This is a genomic window from Arthrobacter sp. GW822-FHT05G07 (assembly GCF_058799755.1).
This window is the reverse complement of sequence record NZ_JBXALT010000002.1, coordinates 38201-54950: the sequence shown is the minus strand read 5'-3', so window position 1 is coordinate 54950 and position 16750 is coordinate 38201. Positions and strand designations below refer to the sequence as shown.

Annotated in this window: 15 protein-coding genes; 10 read left to right on the top strand and 5 right to left on the bottom strand. The window is 62.3% G+C overall.

The genetic code is table 11. The features are described from left to right. Positions 1-107 precede the first annotated feature (107 nt). Entirely contained in the window at positions 108-1016 is a 909-nt protein-coding gene (locus tag AC1RJY_RS03115) for an N-acetylglucosamine kinase (RefSeq protein ID WP_498601288.1), read from the bottom strand. A 300-nt stretch (positions 1017-1316) separates the two neighbouring features. On the opposite strand from AC1RJY_RS03115, the gene AC1RJY_RS03110 reads away from it, so the two are divergent. Next, positions 1317-2048: a GntR family transcriptional regulator gene (locus tag AC1RJY_RS03110; protein WP_210063833.1), complete on the top strand. Its 732-nt coding sequence runs from the start codon at positions 1317-1319 to the stop codon at positions 2046-2048. Between the two features lie 173 nt (positions 2049-2221). Here AC1RJY_RS03110 and AC1RJY_RS03105 read toward each other — a convergent pair whose 3' ends face one another. Genes AC1RJY_RS03105 through kynA form a run of 3 tightly spaced genes read right to left on the bottom strand, consistent with a single transcriptional unit; the run spans position 2222 to position 5265 of the window. Continuing rightward, positions 2222-3103 carry a PaaX family transcriptional regulator gene (locus tag AC1RJY_RS03105; RefSeq protein ID WP_498601287.1) on the bottom strand — a complete coding sequence of 294 codons (882 nt, stop codon included), beginning with the start codon at positions 3101-3103 and terminating at the stop codon, positions 2222-2224. 7 nt (positions 3104-3110) lie between these two features. After that, the gene (kynU, locus tag AC1RJY_RS03100) at positions 3111-4349 is read right to left on the bottom strand and encodes a kynureninase (protein WP_498601286.1); all 1239 of its coding nucleotides are present in this window, start codon (positions 4347-4349) and stop codon (positions 3111-3113) included. A 46-nt stretch (positions 4350-4395) separates the two neighbouring features. After that, positions 4396-5265, bottom strand: a complete 870-nt coding sequence (kynA, locus tag AC1RJY_RS03095) for a tryptophan 2,3-dioxygenase (protein WP_498601284.1) — start codon at positions 5263-5265, stop codon at positions 4396-4398. A 108-nt stretch (positions 5266-5373) separates the two neighbouring features. Between kynA and AC1RJY_RS03090 the strand changes: the two genes are divergently transcribed. From AC1RJY_RS03090 to AC1RJY_RS03070, 5 genes are all read left to right on the top strand, one after another. Beyond that, complete coding sequence (locus AC1RJY_RS03090; protein ID WP_498601282.1) at positions 5374-5892, top strand: HAD domain-containing protein; 519 nt, start codon at positions 5374-5376, stop codon at positions 5890-5892. A gap of 181 nt (positions 5893-6073) precedes the next feature. Beyond that, a complete protein-coding gene (locus AC1RJY_RS03085) occupies positions 6074-7282 on the top strand; it encodes an inorganic phosphate transporter (protein ID WP_011774748.1) in 1209 nt (402 codons plus the stop codon). After that, complete coding sequence (locus tag AC1RJY_RS03080) at positions 7279-7500, top strand: hypothetical protein (RefSeq protein WP_011774749.1); 222 nt, start codon at positions 7279-7281, stop codon at positions 7498-7500. The genes AC1RJY_RS03085 and AC1RJY_RS03080 overlap by 4 nt, the downstream gene beginning before the upstream one ends. A 96-nt stretch (positions 7501-7596) precedes the next feature. Next, the gene (locus tag AC1RJY_RS03075; protein WP_498601280.1) at positions 7597-8781 is read left to right on the top strand and encodes a hypothetical protein; all 1185 of its coding nucleotides are present in this window, start codon (positions 7597-7599) and stop codon (positions 8779-8781) included. 27 nt (positions 8782-8808) lie between these two features. Beyond that, positions 8809-9351 carry a dihydrofolate reductase family protein gene (locus AC1RJY_RS03070; RefSeq protein ID WP_011774751.1) on the top strand — a complete coding sequence of 181 codons (543 nt, stop codon included), beginning with the start codon at positions 8809-8811 and terminating at the stop codon, positions 9349-9351. 19 nt (positions 9352-9370) lie between these two features. On the opposite strand, the gene AC1RJY_RS03065 is transcribed toward AC1RJY_RS03070, so the two are convergent. Next, on the bottom strand, positions 9371-9835 hold the full coding sequence (locus AC1RJY_RS03065) for a hotdog fold thioesterase (RefSeq protein WP_081589172.1): 465 nt from the start codon (positions 9833-9835) through the stop codon (positions 9371-9373). Positions 9836-9995: 160 nt separating this feature from the next. Between AC1RJY_RS03065 and polA the strand changes: the two genes are divergently transcribed. From polA to rpsA, 4 genes are all read left to right on the top strand, one after another. After that, positions 9996-12638, top strand: a complete 2643-nt coding sequence (gene polA, locus AC1RJY_RS03060; RefSeq protein ID WP_498601680.1) for a DNA polymerase I — start codon at positions 9996-9998, stop codon at positions 12636-12638. 84 nt (positions 12639-12722) lie between these two features. Beyond that, positions 12723-14036 carry a GNAT family N-acetyltransferase gene (locus tag AC1RJY_RS03055; RefSeq protein ID WP_011774754.1) on the top strand — a complete coding sequence of 438 codons (1314 nt, stop codon included), beginning with the start codon at positions 12723-12725 and terminating at the stop codon, positions 14034-14036. A 50-nt stretch (positions 14037-14086) separates the two neighbouring features. After that, positions 14087-15040 (top strand): polysaccharide deacetylase family protein, encoded by a 954-nt coding sequence (locus AC1RJY_RS03050; RefSeq protein WP_498601278.1) that lies wholly within the window; start codon positions 14087-14089, stop codon positions 15038-15040. A gap of 184 nt (positions 15041-15224) precedes the next feature. After that, positions 15225-16700, top strand: a complete 1476-nt coding sequence (gene rpsA / locus AC1RJY_RS03045; protein WP_011774756.1) for a 30S ribosomal protein S1 — start codon at positions 15225-15227, stop codon at positions 16698-16700. Positions 16701-16750 lie beyond the last annotated feature (50 nt).

Below are 16750 nucleotides of genomic sequence, written 5' to 3'. Positions count from 1 at the left end.
CAACCACCGCTCGTGAGAGGCATGAATCCAGACTACTCCGGTTGGGTGCGGCGATCACCTGCCCGTATCGGTCCTGAATAAGCCGGCCCAGTCCTGCATTAGCCGGCTCAGTCCTGAATCAGGCGACGGGCCAATTCCACCGCTCCACGGACCGGAGGCTGCGCCAGGATCCGGATCGTGGACGGATCCTCCAAGGAAACCTTGCGGGCCACCGCCCCGGCGAGTTGGCTCTGATTCACCAACAATGCACCAGCCATGACCAACGGCAGGTCCAGTCCCAGCTCGCCCATGACCTGCCGGGCAAGCGTGGCCAGCGAATGCGCGGCCTCCGCCTGGATGCGCAATGCCGCGGGATCGCCCTCCGCGGCCAGGTCCAGGACAAGCGGAGCCAAACCGGCCCAATGGTCGGGTTCGGGTTTGGCGTAGAAGGCGTCCATGAGCTGCAAAGCGTCCACGCTCGCCGTCGCTGCCATCACTGCCTTGACCAGGGTGCCGGGTTCCAGCCCGGCATAGTACTCCCGGAGCGCCTCACGGACGGCATCCCGCACCACCGAGTAACCGCCGCCCTCGTCGCCCAGCAGGTACCCGTAGCCTCCGCTGCGGGCCTCCCGTCCGTCACGGCTCCGGCCCCACGCCACCGAGCCGGTGCCCGCAACCAAGACGGCTCCGGCGTCGAGACCTGATGCTGCCAGCACAATGCGGGTGTCATGGACGACGTCGATCCTGGCACCGGGAAAATGCTCCGTGAGCAAGGCGGACAGGACTGCCCGGCTTGCCGGGGTATCCGCTCCGGCGGCTCCTGCACAAACGGCCTCGATTCCGCCGCCCACACTCGCCGCGATCCGGCGCAGCACGGCGTCGGCACCCTGGTGCCCCACGGAGGACAGGTTTGCGCTGGCTTCGGTAATTTCGACGCCGGAGCCTCCTTGGGAGCCCGCATCGCCTCGCGCTGCATCGGAGCGGACGGCGTGCGTCTTGGAGCCACCGATGTGAAGGCCCAGAACGGCGGGCGTCACAGGATTCCCGCCGGTTCAGTGGTCTTTTGCGATGACGCGTGTGTGGTCTCAACGTCAGGCCACTCGCGGCCGTTTCGCCGGAACTGCTGTGTTTTCTCCAACTGGCGTCCCTTCGTTTCGGATGCGAACCTTCGGATAAACATAAACCCGAGGATAGCCAGTACTCCGAACACTGCGTGCAGGATCGGCATCTTTGTCCTTGGTTGTGTGGAAAAGTATGGTCTTCGGGAGTGTTTCCGAGATTGGTTTAGACCAACGTGACAAGATTGGCATAGACCAATGATGTTGTCTAGAAGTAGGATGTCCAATATGCCCAGTGATGTCGCGCATGCAACCCCCAAGTACTACGTCCTCAAGACCGAGGTACTCCGGCTGATGGCGGGTCTTCAGCCAGGCACGCTCATTCCTACCGAGCGTGCCCTGGCCGAAAAGTACGGGACATCCAGGACCACCGTCAGGCAGGCCATCAGCGAGCTGGTGGCTGAGGGGAAACTGGGCCGCATCCAAGGTCACGGCACCTTCGTAGCACCGCCAAAGGTGACGCACGTCCGGCAGCTGACCTCATTTTCTGATGACGCCCGTACCCAAGGCATGCGGCCGGACTCCACCCTGGTTGCCCTCAACGTGGTTGGTTCCGATGCTGAGATTGCCGCCCGCTTAGGGCTCGATCAAGGCGAGCCGGTGACCCGGCTTGAGCGCATCCGTTTGATAGAGGGAGAACCGCTGGCGCATGAGGTCGCCTGGCTTCCCGGCAAGCTGCCGCGGTTCAAGTCCAACCTGGCCAAGGCGGGGTCGCTCTATGCCGTCCTGGCTGACGTCTACGGGGTCCATATAGCCGACGTTGAGGACACGGTGGAGACAGCACTTGCCGGTCCGGCCGATGTCAGGCTGCTGGGAATCGAGATGGGAGCACCACTGTTGGTGGTCCACCGCTTGGCCCGGGATGCGGCGGGAGCGCCGGTGGAATGGACTCGCAGCGCATTTCGCGGTGACAGGTTCCGGTTCGTGTCGCGCGTAAAGTCAGGGAGCTAAAGTGGCCAACTCATCCTCGGGCGGGTCGGTCATCGACCCCGTGGCCCACTTGGCGGGCGCGTTCGGGAACGTCCCGTAGGTCTTCGCAGCGGCAGTTGGGCTTCAAAACACCCATCGAAGATCTTGGGGAGCCGTATTGGTGGGGCGTCGCAGCCAGAAACGGGGTATAGCCATCAGGAGACGGCCACCCCGGCAGTTTCCTGAAGAATGCTCCGGACAAACTGCCCGCTCGGTTCCGCGTACGCCGCAACTATCCGACTGAACAAGGCTGTACCTTCGGCCCCGGGCCAGTCCGAGGGCAGGAAAGCCGACGGCAACCCGGGGTCGAGGTACGGGATGATCCGCCATCGGTCGATGCACTGGACGTACGCAGCAAAGGCCTCCGGGGAAGGCTCCACCGCTGTACCGCCGTTCGCGGGAGCGTCGGCGCCGTTTCCGCTGACCCATCCGTGCTCGCGGATAAAGTCCCTGTGCAGTTCGGCCACCGCGTCCAAGTCCCACCACTTGGACGCCGCATCCTGAAGGCTGCCGCCCACAAGCGGAGTCTCCGTCACGAAAATGGTGGCCATGGACCGCAGATCGAGATCGGCAAGAATTTCTTCCACCTCAACCCGCAGCGAATCAGGGCAGATCCACAGTCCGGCAGCCACCGTACCGCAACCGATCCAGTGGAGCCTGCGCCGTAATTGATGCCGCTTCTCGCGCTCTGTCTCCGGAATGGAAAAGGAGATCAGGCACCAAGGGTCCGACGCTGACATGCTCCGGGGGTTGTAGATCCGGCGGTCGCCGCGGGCCAGCATGGTCGCCGCGCCCTCGGTGAGCGTAAAGCCGGGGACGCCGTCCCGGGCCTCTTGCAACACCACGTCCTTCTTGCGGAGCCGCCCCAAGGCCGTCCGGGTTACTGTCCCGGACGTGCCTAAGGCTTCCATGAGAGTCACGATGTCCTTGGCGGACATCCACCCCCCGGCGTCACGCAGATAGAGGCCGATGACGGTGCGCAGCAGCGACGTTGTACTCCCGGGACGGGAGTCCATATCGTCAAGGACGGCACTCATTTCCGGCTCACTGGAGTTCCGAGAGGGCGTCGCGGATGGCTGCGACTCCCAGCTCAACCTCGGCAAAGCTTGTGCTCAGCGGTGAAAGGCCAATGCGCAAGCCGTGGGGTGGACGGAAGTCGGGGATGACACCTTTTTCCCACAGCTTGGCCGTGACATCGGCAAAGAGCGGGTGGTCCACCGTAATGTGCGAGCCACGCTGGGCGGGATTGCGAGGACTCACGATTTCGGCACCAAGCGGCACCAGGAGCTCCTCGGAAAGCGCGATTGCATATTCGGTCAGCTTGATCGACTTCTCGCGGACGGCGTCCATTCCCACTGTGGCGATCAGTTCCACCATGTCTTTGAGGGGCTGCATGGCCAGCACCGGAGGCGTTCCCGTGATGAACCTGCGCATGCCCTGTGCGGGTTTGTAGGACTCCGTCATTCCGAATGGGTTGTCTGCACCCATCCAACCCCAGATGGGCTGCTGCAAACGGTCCTGCTGCGAGGCGTTGACGTAGGCGAAGGCGGGCGATCCGGGTCCGCCGTTGAGGTACTTGTAGGTGCACCCGACGGCAAGGTCAACACCCCATTCGTCCAGCTCCAAAGGCACGGAGCCAACCGAGTGGCAGAGGTCCCAGAGCATGAGGGCTCCGGCTTGGTGCACCTTGGCGGTAATTCCCTTGGCATCGGCCAGGAACCCGGAGCGGTAGGCCACATGGCTCAGGACAACGACGGCGGTCCGCTCACCCAACAGCCCGTCCAGGTCTTCCGCGCACACGCCGCTGGCAGGGTTCGCAGCAATCCATTTGATGTTCGCCCCGCGCTCCTTGGCGATGCCCTCAATGATGAACCGGTCAGTGGGGAAGTTGTCGCGGTCGATGATGATTTCGTCGCGACCCGGCTGGGCATCCACTGCGGCGCGGATCATTTTGTACAGCATCACCGAAGTGGAGTCACCCACTGTGGTCTGTCCCGGCGCAGCACCCAAGGCCACTTCGCCGATGCGGTCGCCCACCACGGTGGGCTCGTCCATCCATTGCTCGTCCCAGCCACGGATGAGGCGGCTGCCCCAGGCATCGTGAACGAAAGACGCCAGATTCGCGGAGGTGACCTTCAGCGGGCGTCCGAGGGAGTTGCCGTCCAGATATGAGACGAGCTGATCGGCGTCGGGCGTGTAGAAGGCATCACGCTGGGCGGCGAGGGGATCAGCGGCGTCCAATTCGGCCGACGTTGGCCGTTGGGTTTGCTGTGCTGTGGTCATGGTTGCTCCTGCGGAAGTATTGGGCGGCAGCGGCCCGGTGATGTTGTTAGTTGCCGATCTCGGTGCGAACGGCGTAGAGCTCCGGGAAGAACGTGAGGTCCAAGGCGCGCTTCAGGAAGTCCACGCCGGACGATCCGCCGGTACCTACCTTGAAGCCGATGGTGCGCTGGACTGTCCGGAGGTGGCGGAAGCGCCAGGCCTGGAAGTTGTCCTCAATGTCCACCAGGTCCTCGCAGGCTTCATAGAGGCCCCACGGGGTATCGTCCGATTCGTAGATCTTCTGGAAGATGGGAACCAGGTCTTTGCGGAACGTCCACGGCTCGCTCGTGTCCCGGTCCAGAATGTCGGCAGCAATGTCATAACCGGCGCGGGCCAGAACCCTAAGGAAGGCGTCGTACAACGTGGGCTCCTCCAGAAGCGTGCTGAGCAACGCGTGAGCCTCCGGTTCGCTCTCGAAGACGCGCAGCATTCCACGGTTCTTGTTGCCGAGCAGGAATTCAACGCCGCGGTACTGGTAGGACTGGAAGCCGGATGAGCTCCCCAGGAAACCACGGAACTGCGCGTACTCGCGGGGTGTGAGCGTTCCTAGTACGGACCATTGCTCGGTCATGGTGCGTTGGATGGCCTTGACCCTGGCGATGCACTTGAGTGCCTTGCCAAGGTTGTCCGCGTCGAAAAGCCGGCGGGCTTCCAGCAGCTCATGCAGGACAAGCTTCAGCCAAAGCTCGCTGGTCTGGTGCTGGATGATGAACAGCAGTTCATCGTGGTGTTCGGGTTCGCTGAGGGGGTGCTGGGAGCTGAGCAGACGGTCAAGGTCCAGGTACCCGCCGTAGGACATCGCATGCCGGAAATCGGTGCGGACGGTGTCCTCGATGTCACGAACACTTTGGGCGGAATGGACTGTGGGCTTTTCCATGGTTTGAGGGTATCACTTCCATGACGAACGTCAAGAGTATGATTTTTCCGGCCGCGCCAAGCTGTTGTCCCGTAGGCTAAGCCACAGTCGTGGGGAAGGGGGAGTGTCATGGATTCCATCCAAGGCGCTGTCGCGCCGGTGTCTGTTTACCTGGACGTCGACGGCGTGGTGAACCCCTTCAGCCCTCTGGGTACCACCGACTGGGGTGGCGAATGGGCCATCGCCGATGCCGGGATCCTGGATGTCGCCTTTGCGCCGGAAGCCATAGCCGAACTGAATGAGTTAGCGGCCCATCCTGCTGCACGTTTTGTCTGGCTTACTACCTGGGAACGCCTGGCCCCTGAGTTCTTGTGCCCCGCGATCGGGCTGAACGGACACGATTGGCCCGTGCTTTCCAGCCAAGGTTGGGACGAGGGCCCGGAATGGTGGAAGCTGGTGGCCCTTCAACGGGATCTGGCAACTGTCGGCAGCGAACGAATCGTCTGGCTCGACGATCAGCTCAGCCAAGAGTCAGATGCCCGATCCTGGGCCGAGTACCAGCAGGATCGTGTGCTTTGCATCTCACCGGATCCCCGCAAAGGTCTGTCCCGTCGCGACCTCGCTGCTGTGAGGGCGTATTTAGGCTGAACCGGAACCCGCGCACGTTTGTCCGCTCACCGGTTGGCACGTAGGATTCTTAAGGTTTCAAGCCCGCCAGAGTGAATCCCGCAAGCCACTTCAGTTGAACAATGGCTGAACTATGCTGTGGATGGCAGGTATGGGGAAGTGAAACTGCTGAACGTCGTCGACTCTGCAGATTGGGCAACAGGTGGATATCACCTTCATGGTCGCGCTGGTAATAGCGTTGGCCCTATTCTTTGACTTCACCAACGGGTTCCACGACACTGCCAATGCGATGGCTACGCCTATCGCTACGGGGGCGATCAAGCCCAAAACGGCCGTCGCCCTGGCCGCCGTGCTCAACCTCGTCGGCGCGTTCCTCTCCACGGAAGTGGCAAAGACCATCTCCGGCGGACTGATCCGCGAAGGCTCGGACGGCATCCACATCACCCCGGACATTATCTTCGCCGGACTCATGGGGGCCGTTCTCTGGAACATGATCACCTGGCTCAAAGGCCTGCCGTCGAGTTCCTCGCACGCCCTCTTCGGCGGCCTCATCGGAGCAGCAGTGGTGGGCATCGGCTTCCACTCCATCAACTTCGAGACCGTGCTGCAGAAGGTGATCCTGCCCGCCATCTTCGCGCCGCTCATCGCAGGCCTTGTAGCGTACATCTGTACCCGCCTGGCCTATGCCCTTACCTCCCGGCACGATCCCGAAACCGGTGACAAGCTCACGCAGAAACGCGGCGGCTTCCGCACCGGACAGATATTCACCTCCAGCCTGGTGGCCCTCGCGCACGGAACCAACGACGCCCAGAAGACCATGGGCATCATCACCCTGGTCCTCATCGCAGGAGGTACGCAGGCTCCGGGCAGCGGTCCGCAGTTCTGGGTTATCGCTGCCTGTGCTTTCGCCATCGCGATCGGCACCTACGCCGGTGGCTGGCGCATCATCCGCACCATGGGCTCGGGCCTCACTGAAGTCAAGCCGGCCCAGGGATTCTCCGCCGAAACCAGCACGGCCTCGGCCATCCTGGCCTCATCCCACTTGGGCTTCGCCCTTTCCACCACACAGGTTGCCTCGGGCTCTGTCATCGGTTCAGGACTCGGCCGCAAGGGAACCTCTGTCCGCTGGGGCACGGCCGGCAAGATTGCCCTCGGTTGGTTGTTCACCCTCCCGGCCTCTGCCATCGTGGGAGCACTGACGGCCCTCCTGGTCAGCATCGGCGTTGTTGGCGTCGTCATCGCCGCCGTGGTGGGAACCGCGGCAGTCCTGTTCATGTTCGTGGTGTCACGCAAGTCCCATGTGGGCCACCACAACGCCGTCGAGGTCGAAGAAGCCGGCCACGCGGTGCGCTTCCGCAAGAAGAAAAAGTCCCGAAAGACCACCACCCCCAGCGAGGATGTGCAGCGATGAAATGGTTGGAATTGCTGCAGGTGGCCGGAGTCACTCTCTTGGCCGCTGTCACTTTGGTGGTGCTGTATTCCCTGGGCGTACGTCTCACGGCGATCGCCGGTGATGCCCAACAGAAATCGCCCGCCTTGGTGCGTTCACTGGCCTATATCTGCTTTGGTTTCTGCGCGCTGGGCGTCCTGTTCGGCATCTACCTGATCGTGCCCTACTTCGGAAAGTAGCTGCCTTTCTGGTCGTCAGCTCTGTTCGGGAGAATAATCAGCACTGTAGTTATGCACATAGCTGCGTGATTGAGAACCGCCAAAGGTGGGGCTGTCATGAAGAGCCGATCCCGGGAGCATCTCATCGGACTGGTGCTGTGCCCTGTCCTGATGCTGGGACTTTCGGCATGCCTTCCGCCTTCAACTGACGGTCTCTCGCCTGGCTCGAACCCCGCTTCGCCCCCTGCGGCCCCCGAGGCAAATGCCAGCGCATCTCCGAACAGCACCACAGCAAATAGCACCTCATCAAACAGCGCGTCCCAGGACACCCCGGCACAGGACACCTCGGCGTCGGCCCCCACAACACAGGAGGCCTCGACGCAAACGCAACCCGCCGGCGTCGACCCCACCGGAAGTTCCAGCATCTCCCAACAACCCGGGGAAAGCACGGGTCCCGTGGCAGCTCCCCAGGAGCCCACCGTGGTGAGCTGGCTACCCACTGGACCCATCGGGTCCGGCGATCCTGTCCCGGGCCAGCGGTACCTCCTGCTCCAGCAACTCCAGTGCGATGCCTTGGCCGAGCACGTGGAAGGCGCATCGGATGCCGCGCTCTGGCTGGCGGGCGCCGCCGTCTGCCGCGCCCTTCAGACCGGAAGCCAAGAGGACTGGCAGCGGGCGTCCATCGCCGTAGCCACCACTCCAAGGGTGTCCCAAAGGCAGTGCCTTGAATTCAGGGTGGCTGCCACGTTGACTTCTGTGGTGGCGCAGCACCGCCGCAGTCCCGGCAGTGTTTTCACGGCGGATCCGGCACCGGGAGAAGCGTGCCCCCGGCAATTGCTCGGGCTGACCGTAGTGGACGAGGACTTGCGACCCCTCATCGGCAGGCCCCGCGCCTCGGGTCCCAGGACAGGCGGCACCATTGTGCGCTTGGACGGCTACTACGTACGGGTAGGAGCTGTCCTGTTCGACGGCGTCCCTGCAGTCCCGGACATTGTGGCCGGGGGAGGGGACTACCAGGCGTTGTACCTGCGAATGCCGCCCGCCGATGGCAGGGACACCCTCCAGATTTCCATCACGGACACGGTGGAGGTGGCCGGGACGGTGACATTCTTCTACGACGATCCCGCCGTTTCCAGCAGCACCCCTCATCCATCGGAAGCCGCGGGCACGCCACCGGATAATGAGTCGGACAATGAGCCGGCCAACGGGCCGCCAAGTGAACCGCCCAACAACAGTCTCTCTCGACGGACAGGGCAAGACGCGCCCTCCCTGGGCAAGCGGACCCGTCCGTCCACTGACTAGTCCGGGGTCATGTCTTAGTCTGGGGCCATGTCGATTTTCCAGTACTACGTAGCTTCAACTGTTGATGGCTTCATCGCATCACCGGATGACGACCTTGGCTGGCTCCTGCAGTTCGACCGAGTCGAGGGCGTGAACGAGAGCATCGAGTCCTTCATGGCCGGTGTCGGCTGCATCGCCATGGGGGGCGAAACCTACCGATGGCTTATGGAACATGAACCCGGGAAGTGGCCGTATCCGGGCACCCCATGCTGGGTCTTCACCCACCACGAGTACTCCGCACCGGCCGGCTCGGATATCACTTTCGTCCGCGGTGACGTTCGTGAGTTCGCACCGGACCTGCTCAAGGACGCTGGAGACAAGAACGTTTGGCTCGTGGGTGGGGGCGACCTCGTGGCCCAATTCGCTAATGCCGGTCTGCTGCACGAGATGATTGTCACCATCATTCCCGTGGTGCTGGGCGCAGGAAAGCGGCTGTTGCCGCTCAACGGCCCCACGGCGCCGCTCGAGTTGGTTTCGTCCAAGATCCTTGGCGGGGCGGCGGCCGAACTGCACTACCGGCTTCCCCGGTAGTCACGTCATCTGGCTGGAGTCAGTGGCGATTGTCCCGGATCATATTGGTGATCCGGGCTGTTGAGAGCCTTCGCCCTTTGTCATCCGTAATGACAATCTCGTGGGTGGCCAGGGTGCCGCCCAGGTGGATGGCCGTGCAGGTGCCCGTTACGGTGCCGCTGGCGACGGATCGGTGATGGGTTGCGCCGACTTCAATGCCCACAGCGTGGCGTCCCTTGCCGGCGTGCAGCGAAGCAGCAAACGATCCCAGTGTCTCCGCCAGGACAACGTGCGCCCCGCCGTGCAGGATGCCCGCAACCTGGGTGTTTCCCTCCACGGGCATGGTGGCAACACTGCGTTCGGCGCCCAGTTCCGTGAAGCGGATGCCAAGTTTCACTACAAGGGCACCAACGCCGTGTGCTGAGAGCCAATCGTGGAATTCTTGCGGCACACCTGCCTCGTTGAGCTCGTCGACAAACCTGTTCGGCGTGAAATTGTCCATCATGCCAACTAGGCTGGCACCTGTGAGTGAAACAACCAAACCGGACCAGGTTCCAACGGCCCAAGCTGCTGCCATCGCTACAGCACCCACCCCCTCTGCCACAGCATCCACCAGCATCACGGGGGAGGGCCGGCCAAGGTTGCTGGTCCTGGACGGCCACTCCATGGCGTTCCGGGCTTTCTACGCCCTCCCCGCAGAGAATTTCTCCACAGCCAGGGGGCAATACACCAACGCCGTCCACGGCTTCACGTCAATGCTGATCAACCTGATCAAGGACCAGAAGCCCACCCACGTCGCCGTAGCCTTCGATGTCTCCGATGACACCACGTTCCGTAAGGCGGAATACAGCGAATACAAGGGCGGCCGTAACGCCACGCCAGCGGAATTCGCCGGCCAAATCGGTCTCATAGCCAAGGTCATGGAAGCTTGGGGCATCCGGACCATTGCCATGCCCGGATACGAAGCCGATGACGTCCTGGCCACGCTGGCAGCACAAGGTGACGCTGCAGGCTTTGAGGTGCTGCTTGTTTCCGGTGACAGGGACGCGTTCCAACTCATCAATGACAACGTCTTTGTGCTGTACCCCAAGCAAGGTGTCAGCAACATCCCGAAGATGGACGCAGCGGCCATCGAGGAGAAGTACTTCGTCAAGCCCGGTCTGTACTCGGACCTCGCCGCGCTGGTGGGGGAGACTGCGGACAACCTTCCCGGAGTTCCGGGAGTTGGCCCCAAGACCGCTGCCAAGTGGATCAACCTCTATGGAGGGCTCGAGGGCATCCTGGAAAACCTTGATTCGATCGGCGGAAAGGTGGGTGGCGCACTCAAGGAGAACCTTGAAAACGTCAAGCGAAACCGCCGGCTGAATCAACTTCTGACCGATCTTGACTTGCCTATCACTCTGGCGGATCTACACGAGCCCCGCCCGGACCGCCAAGCGATCGAGGAGCTCTTTGAAGAGCTTGAATTCCGTACCCTACGCACCAGGCTTTTCGATCTCTACGGCGACGACACCGCTGGGGCCGCGCCGGAGACCATCGAGGCACCTGAGTTCGCCAAGCTCACGGATGCTGCAGGACTCGAAGCATTCTTCGCCGCAGGATCCGGTGTCCGCTCAGCCCTCGCCGTGCAGCTGGTACCCGGACGCATCGGGGATGACGCGAGTGCCCTGGCTGTTGTCAGGAACAACGGAGCTGCCTACATAGAGCTGGCAGGCCTGGACGCGGCTGCAGAATCTGTCCTGGCCCGCTGGCTGGAGGATCCCGAGGAAGCCAAGGTCCTTCACGAATTCAAGTCGGCTCTCAAGGCCCTTCACAACCGTGGCTTGGGACTGGAAGGCGTGGTGGATGACACCTCCATCTCCGGCTACCTGATCCAGCCGGACCGCCGCAGCTACGACCTTGCTGAGCTGGCCCAAGTGCACCTGAAGATCTCCCTTGCCGCTGCTGCGGCCCAGTCCGGACAGTTGGAATTGGACCTTTCCGGTGACACCGACGAAGTTGCCGCAACAGCGCTCGTCCAGCATGCCGCCGTCGTGCACGCCCTGAGCAAGCACTTCGAAAAGGAACTTGCCGAGATCAAGGCCGATGCCCTGTTGACCACGCTGGAACTTCCGGTGGCACGCGTGCTGGCACAGATGGAACTGACCGGCATTTTTGTGTCCACGGACCGAATGGACGAGCAACTGGCTGACCTCACCAAGGTGATCGAGAATGCTCAGGAACAGGCTTTTGCTGCTATCGGACATGAGGTCAACCTCGGGTCCCCCAAGCAGTTGCAAACGGTGCTGTTCGACGAACTAGGCCTCCCGAAGACCAAAAAGATCAAGTCCGGCTACACCACGGACGCTGCGTCGTTGAAGGGGCTGTTGGAGAAGACCGGCCACGAGTTCCTGGTACAACTCATGGCGCACCGCGAGTCGTCCAAACTGGCCCAGATGGTGGAGACCCTCAAAAAGTCCGTGGCGGATGATGCGCGCATCCACACTACGTACGCCCAGAACATTGCAGCCACGGGCCGCATCTCGTCCAACAACCCCAACCTGCAGAACATCCCGGTCCGCAGCGAAGAGGGTCGTCGGGTTCGCAGCATCTTCATGGTCAGCGAGGGCTATGAATGCTTGCTATCGGCCGACTATTCGCAGATCGAGATGCGCATCATGGCGCACCTTTCAGGGGACCAGGCATTGATTCAGGCCTACAAAGACGGGGAGGACCTGCACCGCTTCGTCGGTGCGCGGATCTTCAATGTTGAACCGGCCGAAGTCACCAGTGCCATGCGCTCAAAAGTGAAGGCGATGTCCTATGGCCTGGCTTACGGCCTGACGTCATTCGGCCTGTCAAAGCAGCTGGAGATCTCCGTGGACGAGGCTCGCACGCTGATGAAGGACTACTACGACCGCTTCGGTGCCGTACGCGCCTACCTTGACGGCGTCAGGGACCAAGCCAGGGTAGACGGTTACACAGCCACCATCGAAGGCCGCCGCCGCTACCTGCCGGACCTGACCAGCACCAATCGTCAAGCCCGGGAAGCAGCCGAGCGCATCGCACTGAACTCACCCATCCAGGGTTCGGCCGCGGACATCATCAAGCGCGCCATGCTGGGCGTCTCGGCTGAGCTTGCCAGCCAAGGACTCAAGTCCCGCATGCTGCTGCAGGTCCACGACGAACTTGTCCTGGAGGTTGCCCCGGGAGAACGCGAAGCCGTGGAGAAGCTGGTGATCGAACAGATGGGCTCAGCTGCTGAATTGTCAGTCCCGCTTGATGTCCAGATTGGCGTCGGTTCCAGCTGGTACGAGGCCGGACACTAATCCGGGCAGAGCATTCACAGGAACGCCGGAGGGCGCGCCGCCGAGATGGTGGCGCGCCCTCCGGCGTCTGGCTAGGCTCGAGGCGTGGCTGATCCCATTGACAACAACTCCGGAAAATACACTGTCCAACGTTTCCCTGCCGTAGCCGATCCGGCTGACCCCGGCTACAGCCGCTGCACCACTTGGGTACAGGCCGTCTCCCACGGCTTCCACCAACAGCGGCGCGACGACGAATACCTGGCCAAGACCCTGACGGCCTATCAAACCGACAAGCGCGAACTGACAGGCGTCTATGTCAACGGCAGCGTGCCTGATCACTCGCTCGGCGCCGACGTTCCGGTGGCAACGTACGCCACCATGCGCAAGGCCTTGAACATTGGCTTCGGCCGCCAGTTGGAAGCCCACCTGGTCACCGCCGTCACAGTCCGCGGTACGCACCGGCGGAACGGGATCCTTCGCGGCATGATCACCGCCGATCTGGAAGCTGCCAAGGATGACGGCCTTGCCATGGCCGCCCTCACAGCGTCCGAGGCCTCCATTTATGGCCGCTTCGGTTTCGGCGTGGCAACTTTTGAACGAAGCATCAAGGTTGATACAGGCCCACGCTTCCGGCTGAGGGGTCTGCCGCAAGGCACTGTGGAAGTCGCCGATCCGTCTGTGCTCCTGGACGTGGCCCCACAGGTCTTTGAACGTCTCCAGCGGCTCTCGCCGGGTTCCATTGACCGGCAGGAGTACTACCGGCTGGTCGCTTCCGGTTCCATCGGCCATGACGGCAAGCCAGACACCTCCGTCCGTTGCGCCCTGCACTATGACCTTTCCGGATCTTTGGATGGCTACGTTTCCTACCGCTTCAAAGGCTGGGACCACAAGCCATACACCATGGAGATCGTGGATCTTGTGGCGGCAAGCAACGCGGCCTACCTTGACCTGTGGCGCTTCCTGGGCAGCATCGACCTCATTGACGAAGTGACGTGGGTTGAAGCGCCTGTCGATGACCCCCTTGCGTGGGCACTGGAGGATCCGAGGTGCATTGAGGCCTCTGAAATCCGCGACATGCTGTGGCTCAGGATCCTGGATACACCAGCCGCCTTGCAAGCCCGCAGCTTCCCCGTTGCCGGCAGGCTGGTGCTGGAGGTGACGGATTCTTTGGGTTTGGCGGGTGGCACCTGGGTTCTGGAGTCCGACGGCGGTGCTGCCGCCGTCGTGAAGGAAGCGGCCGGAGAGACGCCCGACCTCAGCCTCGACGCAGCGGACCTTGGCTCCATCTACCTAGGTGCGGTGTCGCCGGTGACCTTGGCCGCGGCCGGTCGGATCCAGGAGAAGACCCCGGGCGCAGCCTTACTGGCCCAGCAGCTCTTTGCAGTCGAACGATCTGCGCACTGCCTCACCCACTTCTAGACGGCATCAGATAGCCACAATCACATAGTCACAACCAGATAGGGACATCCATGGGGGATTCCAAGCGGCGGCCGTTGGCCGGCCGGCGATCAGTGCTGCTTGGAATGGCAGGGCTCGCTTCTGCTGCCTTGGCGGCGTGTGCGGACGGAGGCAGTGCCATCCCACGGGCGGCCTCAAACGCGACCCCTTCAGGGGCCCCGCGTACGGGTCCGGCCATAGCCCCACCTTCCATAGCTGCCAGGTCCAGCGAACAGGCCGCTGCTGCCCTTGCTCCGGCCGCAACGGCCACACCGAAGGCCAGGCCGGACAAGCAGCAGATCGTGGCGGAATTCGCCGGCAGGCATCCCAAGGAATGGGGGCTGCACGTGACGGGAGTCGTGAACAAGTCCCAGTCCCACAAGGTGGCACTGACCTTTGACGCGTGCGGCGGACCGGGCGGTACGGCCTGCGACCACAAACTCCTGCAAACCCTTCGGAAGCTCAGTGTTCCCGCAACGCTGTTTATCAACAGTCGCTGGATCCACGCCAACCCCTCTCTGTCCGCAGAACTGGCCGCTGACCCCCTGTTCGAACTCGCCAACCACGGCACCGCCCACCTGCCGTTGTCAGTGAATGGCAAGTCCGCTTATGGAATCCACGGCACCGCCAGCGTTGCCGCGGCCTACGACGAACTCATGGGCAACCAGGCGATCCTGCAGGAGATCGGCGGTAAGGTTCCGCAGTTTTTCCGCCCAGGGACTGCGTTCTACGACGACGTCGCGGTAGAAGTAACGCGAAGGCTCGGTATGATGCCGGTCAACTTCACGGTCAACGGCGACGGCGGAGCCACATATTCTGCAGGCACCGTCGCGGCGGAGGTGGGGCGGGTGGTGCCGGGTGACATCGTCATTTCACACTTCAATAGACCGGCTGCAGGCACTGCGGACGGCTATGCGCGCGCCTTGCCGCGCCTGCTGGACCACGGCGTCTCGTTTGCCCGTCTTGGAGACGTTCTGACGCTGTAACACTCCTTTTGACCCTGCTTTGCCAATGCGACTAGAATAAACGGGCGTGTACTACGTGCATGCATCCATTTTGTATTAATCCACAAATCAGGATGACCCGGTATTTTGCCGTGTTCTGCCGTCCGGACCCGGGCGGCAGCGGTTTGCCTGACCGACTATCTATCCACAACGGAGCCCCTACTACATGACCATCACCTCCACCGAGAAGCCCGGTACCCCCGTAGTCGCCATTAACGACATCGGTACCGCTGAGGACTTCCTCGCAGCTGTCGACGCCACCATCAAGTACTTCAACGACGGAGACCTCGTCGAAGGTACCGTCGTCAAGGTCGACCGCGACGAAGTTCTGCTCGACATCGGTTACAAGACCGAAGGTGTCATCCCTTCCCGCGAGCTTTCCATCAAGCACGATGTTGATCCCGGTGACGTCGTCGCCGTTGGCGATCAGGTCGAAGCTTTGGTTCTCACCAAGGAAGACAAAGAAGGCCGTCTGATCCTCTCCAAGAAGCGTGCTCAGTACGAGCGTGCCTGGGGCGACATCGAGAAGGTCAAGGAAGAAGACGGTGTCGTTACCGGTACCGTCATCGAGGTTGTCAAGGGTGGCCTCATCCTGGACATCGGCCTGCGTGGCTTCCTGCCCGCATCGCTCGTGGAGATGCGTCGTGTCCGCGACCTCGCTCCGTACATCGGTCAGCAGATCGAAGCCAAGATCATCGAGCTGGACAAGAACCGCAACAACGTTGTGTTGTCCCGCCGTGCATGGCTCGAGCAGACCCAGTCCGAGGTTCGCTCCACGTTCCTCAACAAGCTGGAAAAGGGCCAGGTTCGTCCGGGCGTCGTTTCCTCCATCGTCAACTTCGGTGCATTCGTGGACCTGGGCGGCGTAGACGGCCTCGTTCACGTTTCCGAGCTGTCCTGGAAGCACATCGACCACCCGTCCGAGGTTGTCGAGGTTGGCCAGGAAGTCACCGTCGAGGTCCTCGAAGTGGATCTGGACCGCGAGCGTGTCTCCCTGTCGCTCAAGGCTACGCAGGAAGATCCGTGGCAGACCTTCGCCCGCACCCACGCCCTCGGCCAGGTTGTTCCGGGTAAGGTCACCAAGCTGGTTCCGTTCGGTGCGTTCGTTCGCGTCGAAGACGGCATCGAAGGCCTCGTGCACATCTCCGAGCTGGCAGTCCGCCACGTTGAGCTCGCCGAGCAGGTTGTCTCCGTTGGCGACGAACTGTTCGTCAAGGTCATCGACATCGACCTCGAGCGTCGTCGTATCTCCCTCTCCCTCAAGCAGGCTAACGAGGGCGTTGACGCTGACAGCACCGAGTTCGATCCCGCTCTGTACGGCATGGCCGCTGAGTACGACGAAGAGGGCAACTACAAGTACCCTGAGGGCTTCGACCCCGAGTCGAACGAATGGCTCGAAGGCTACGAGACCCAGCGCGCCGCTTGGGAGCAGCAGTACGCTGACGCCCAGACCCGCTGGGAAGCTCACAAGAAGCAGGTTGCCCAGCACGCTGCTGACGACGCTGCTGCTGCAACGTCCGGTGAGAGCGATTCCGGCACCACGAGCTACTCCTCGGAGCCGGCTGCTGCTGAGTCCAACGCTGGTACCCTGGCGTCCGACGAAGCACTCGCCGCACTGCGTGAGAAGCTGACCGGCAACTAATTCCGCCTCCCTCACGGGATGTGCTGAATAGCCAAAGAAGGACCCCTGCC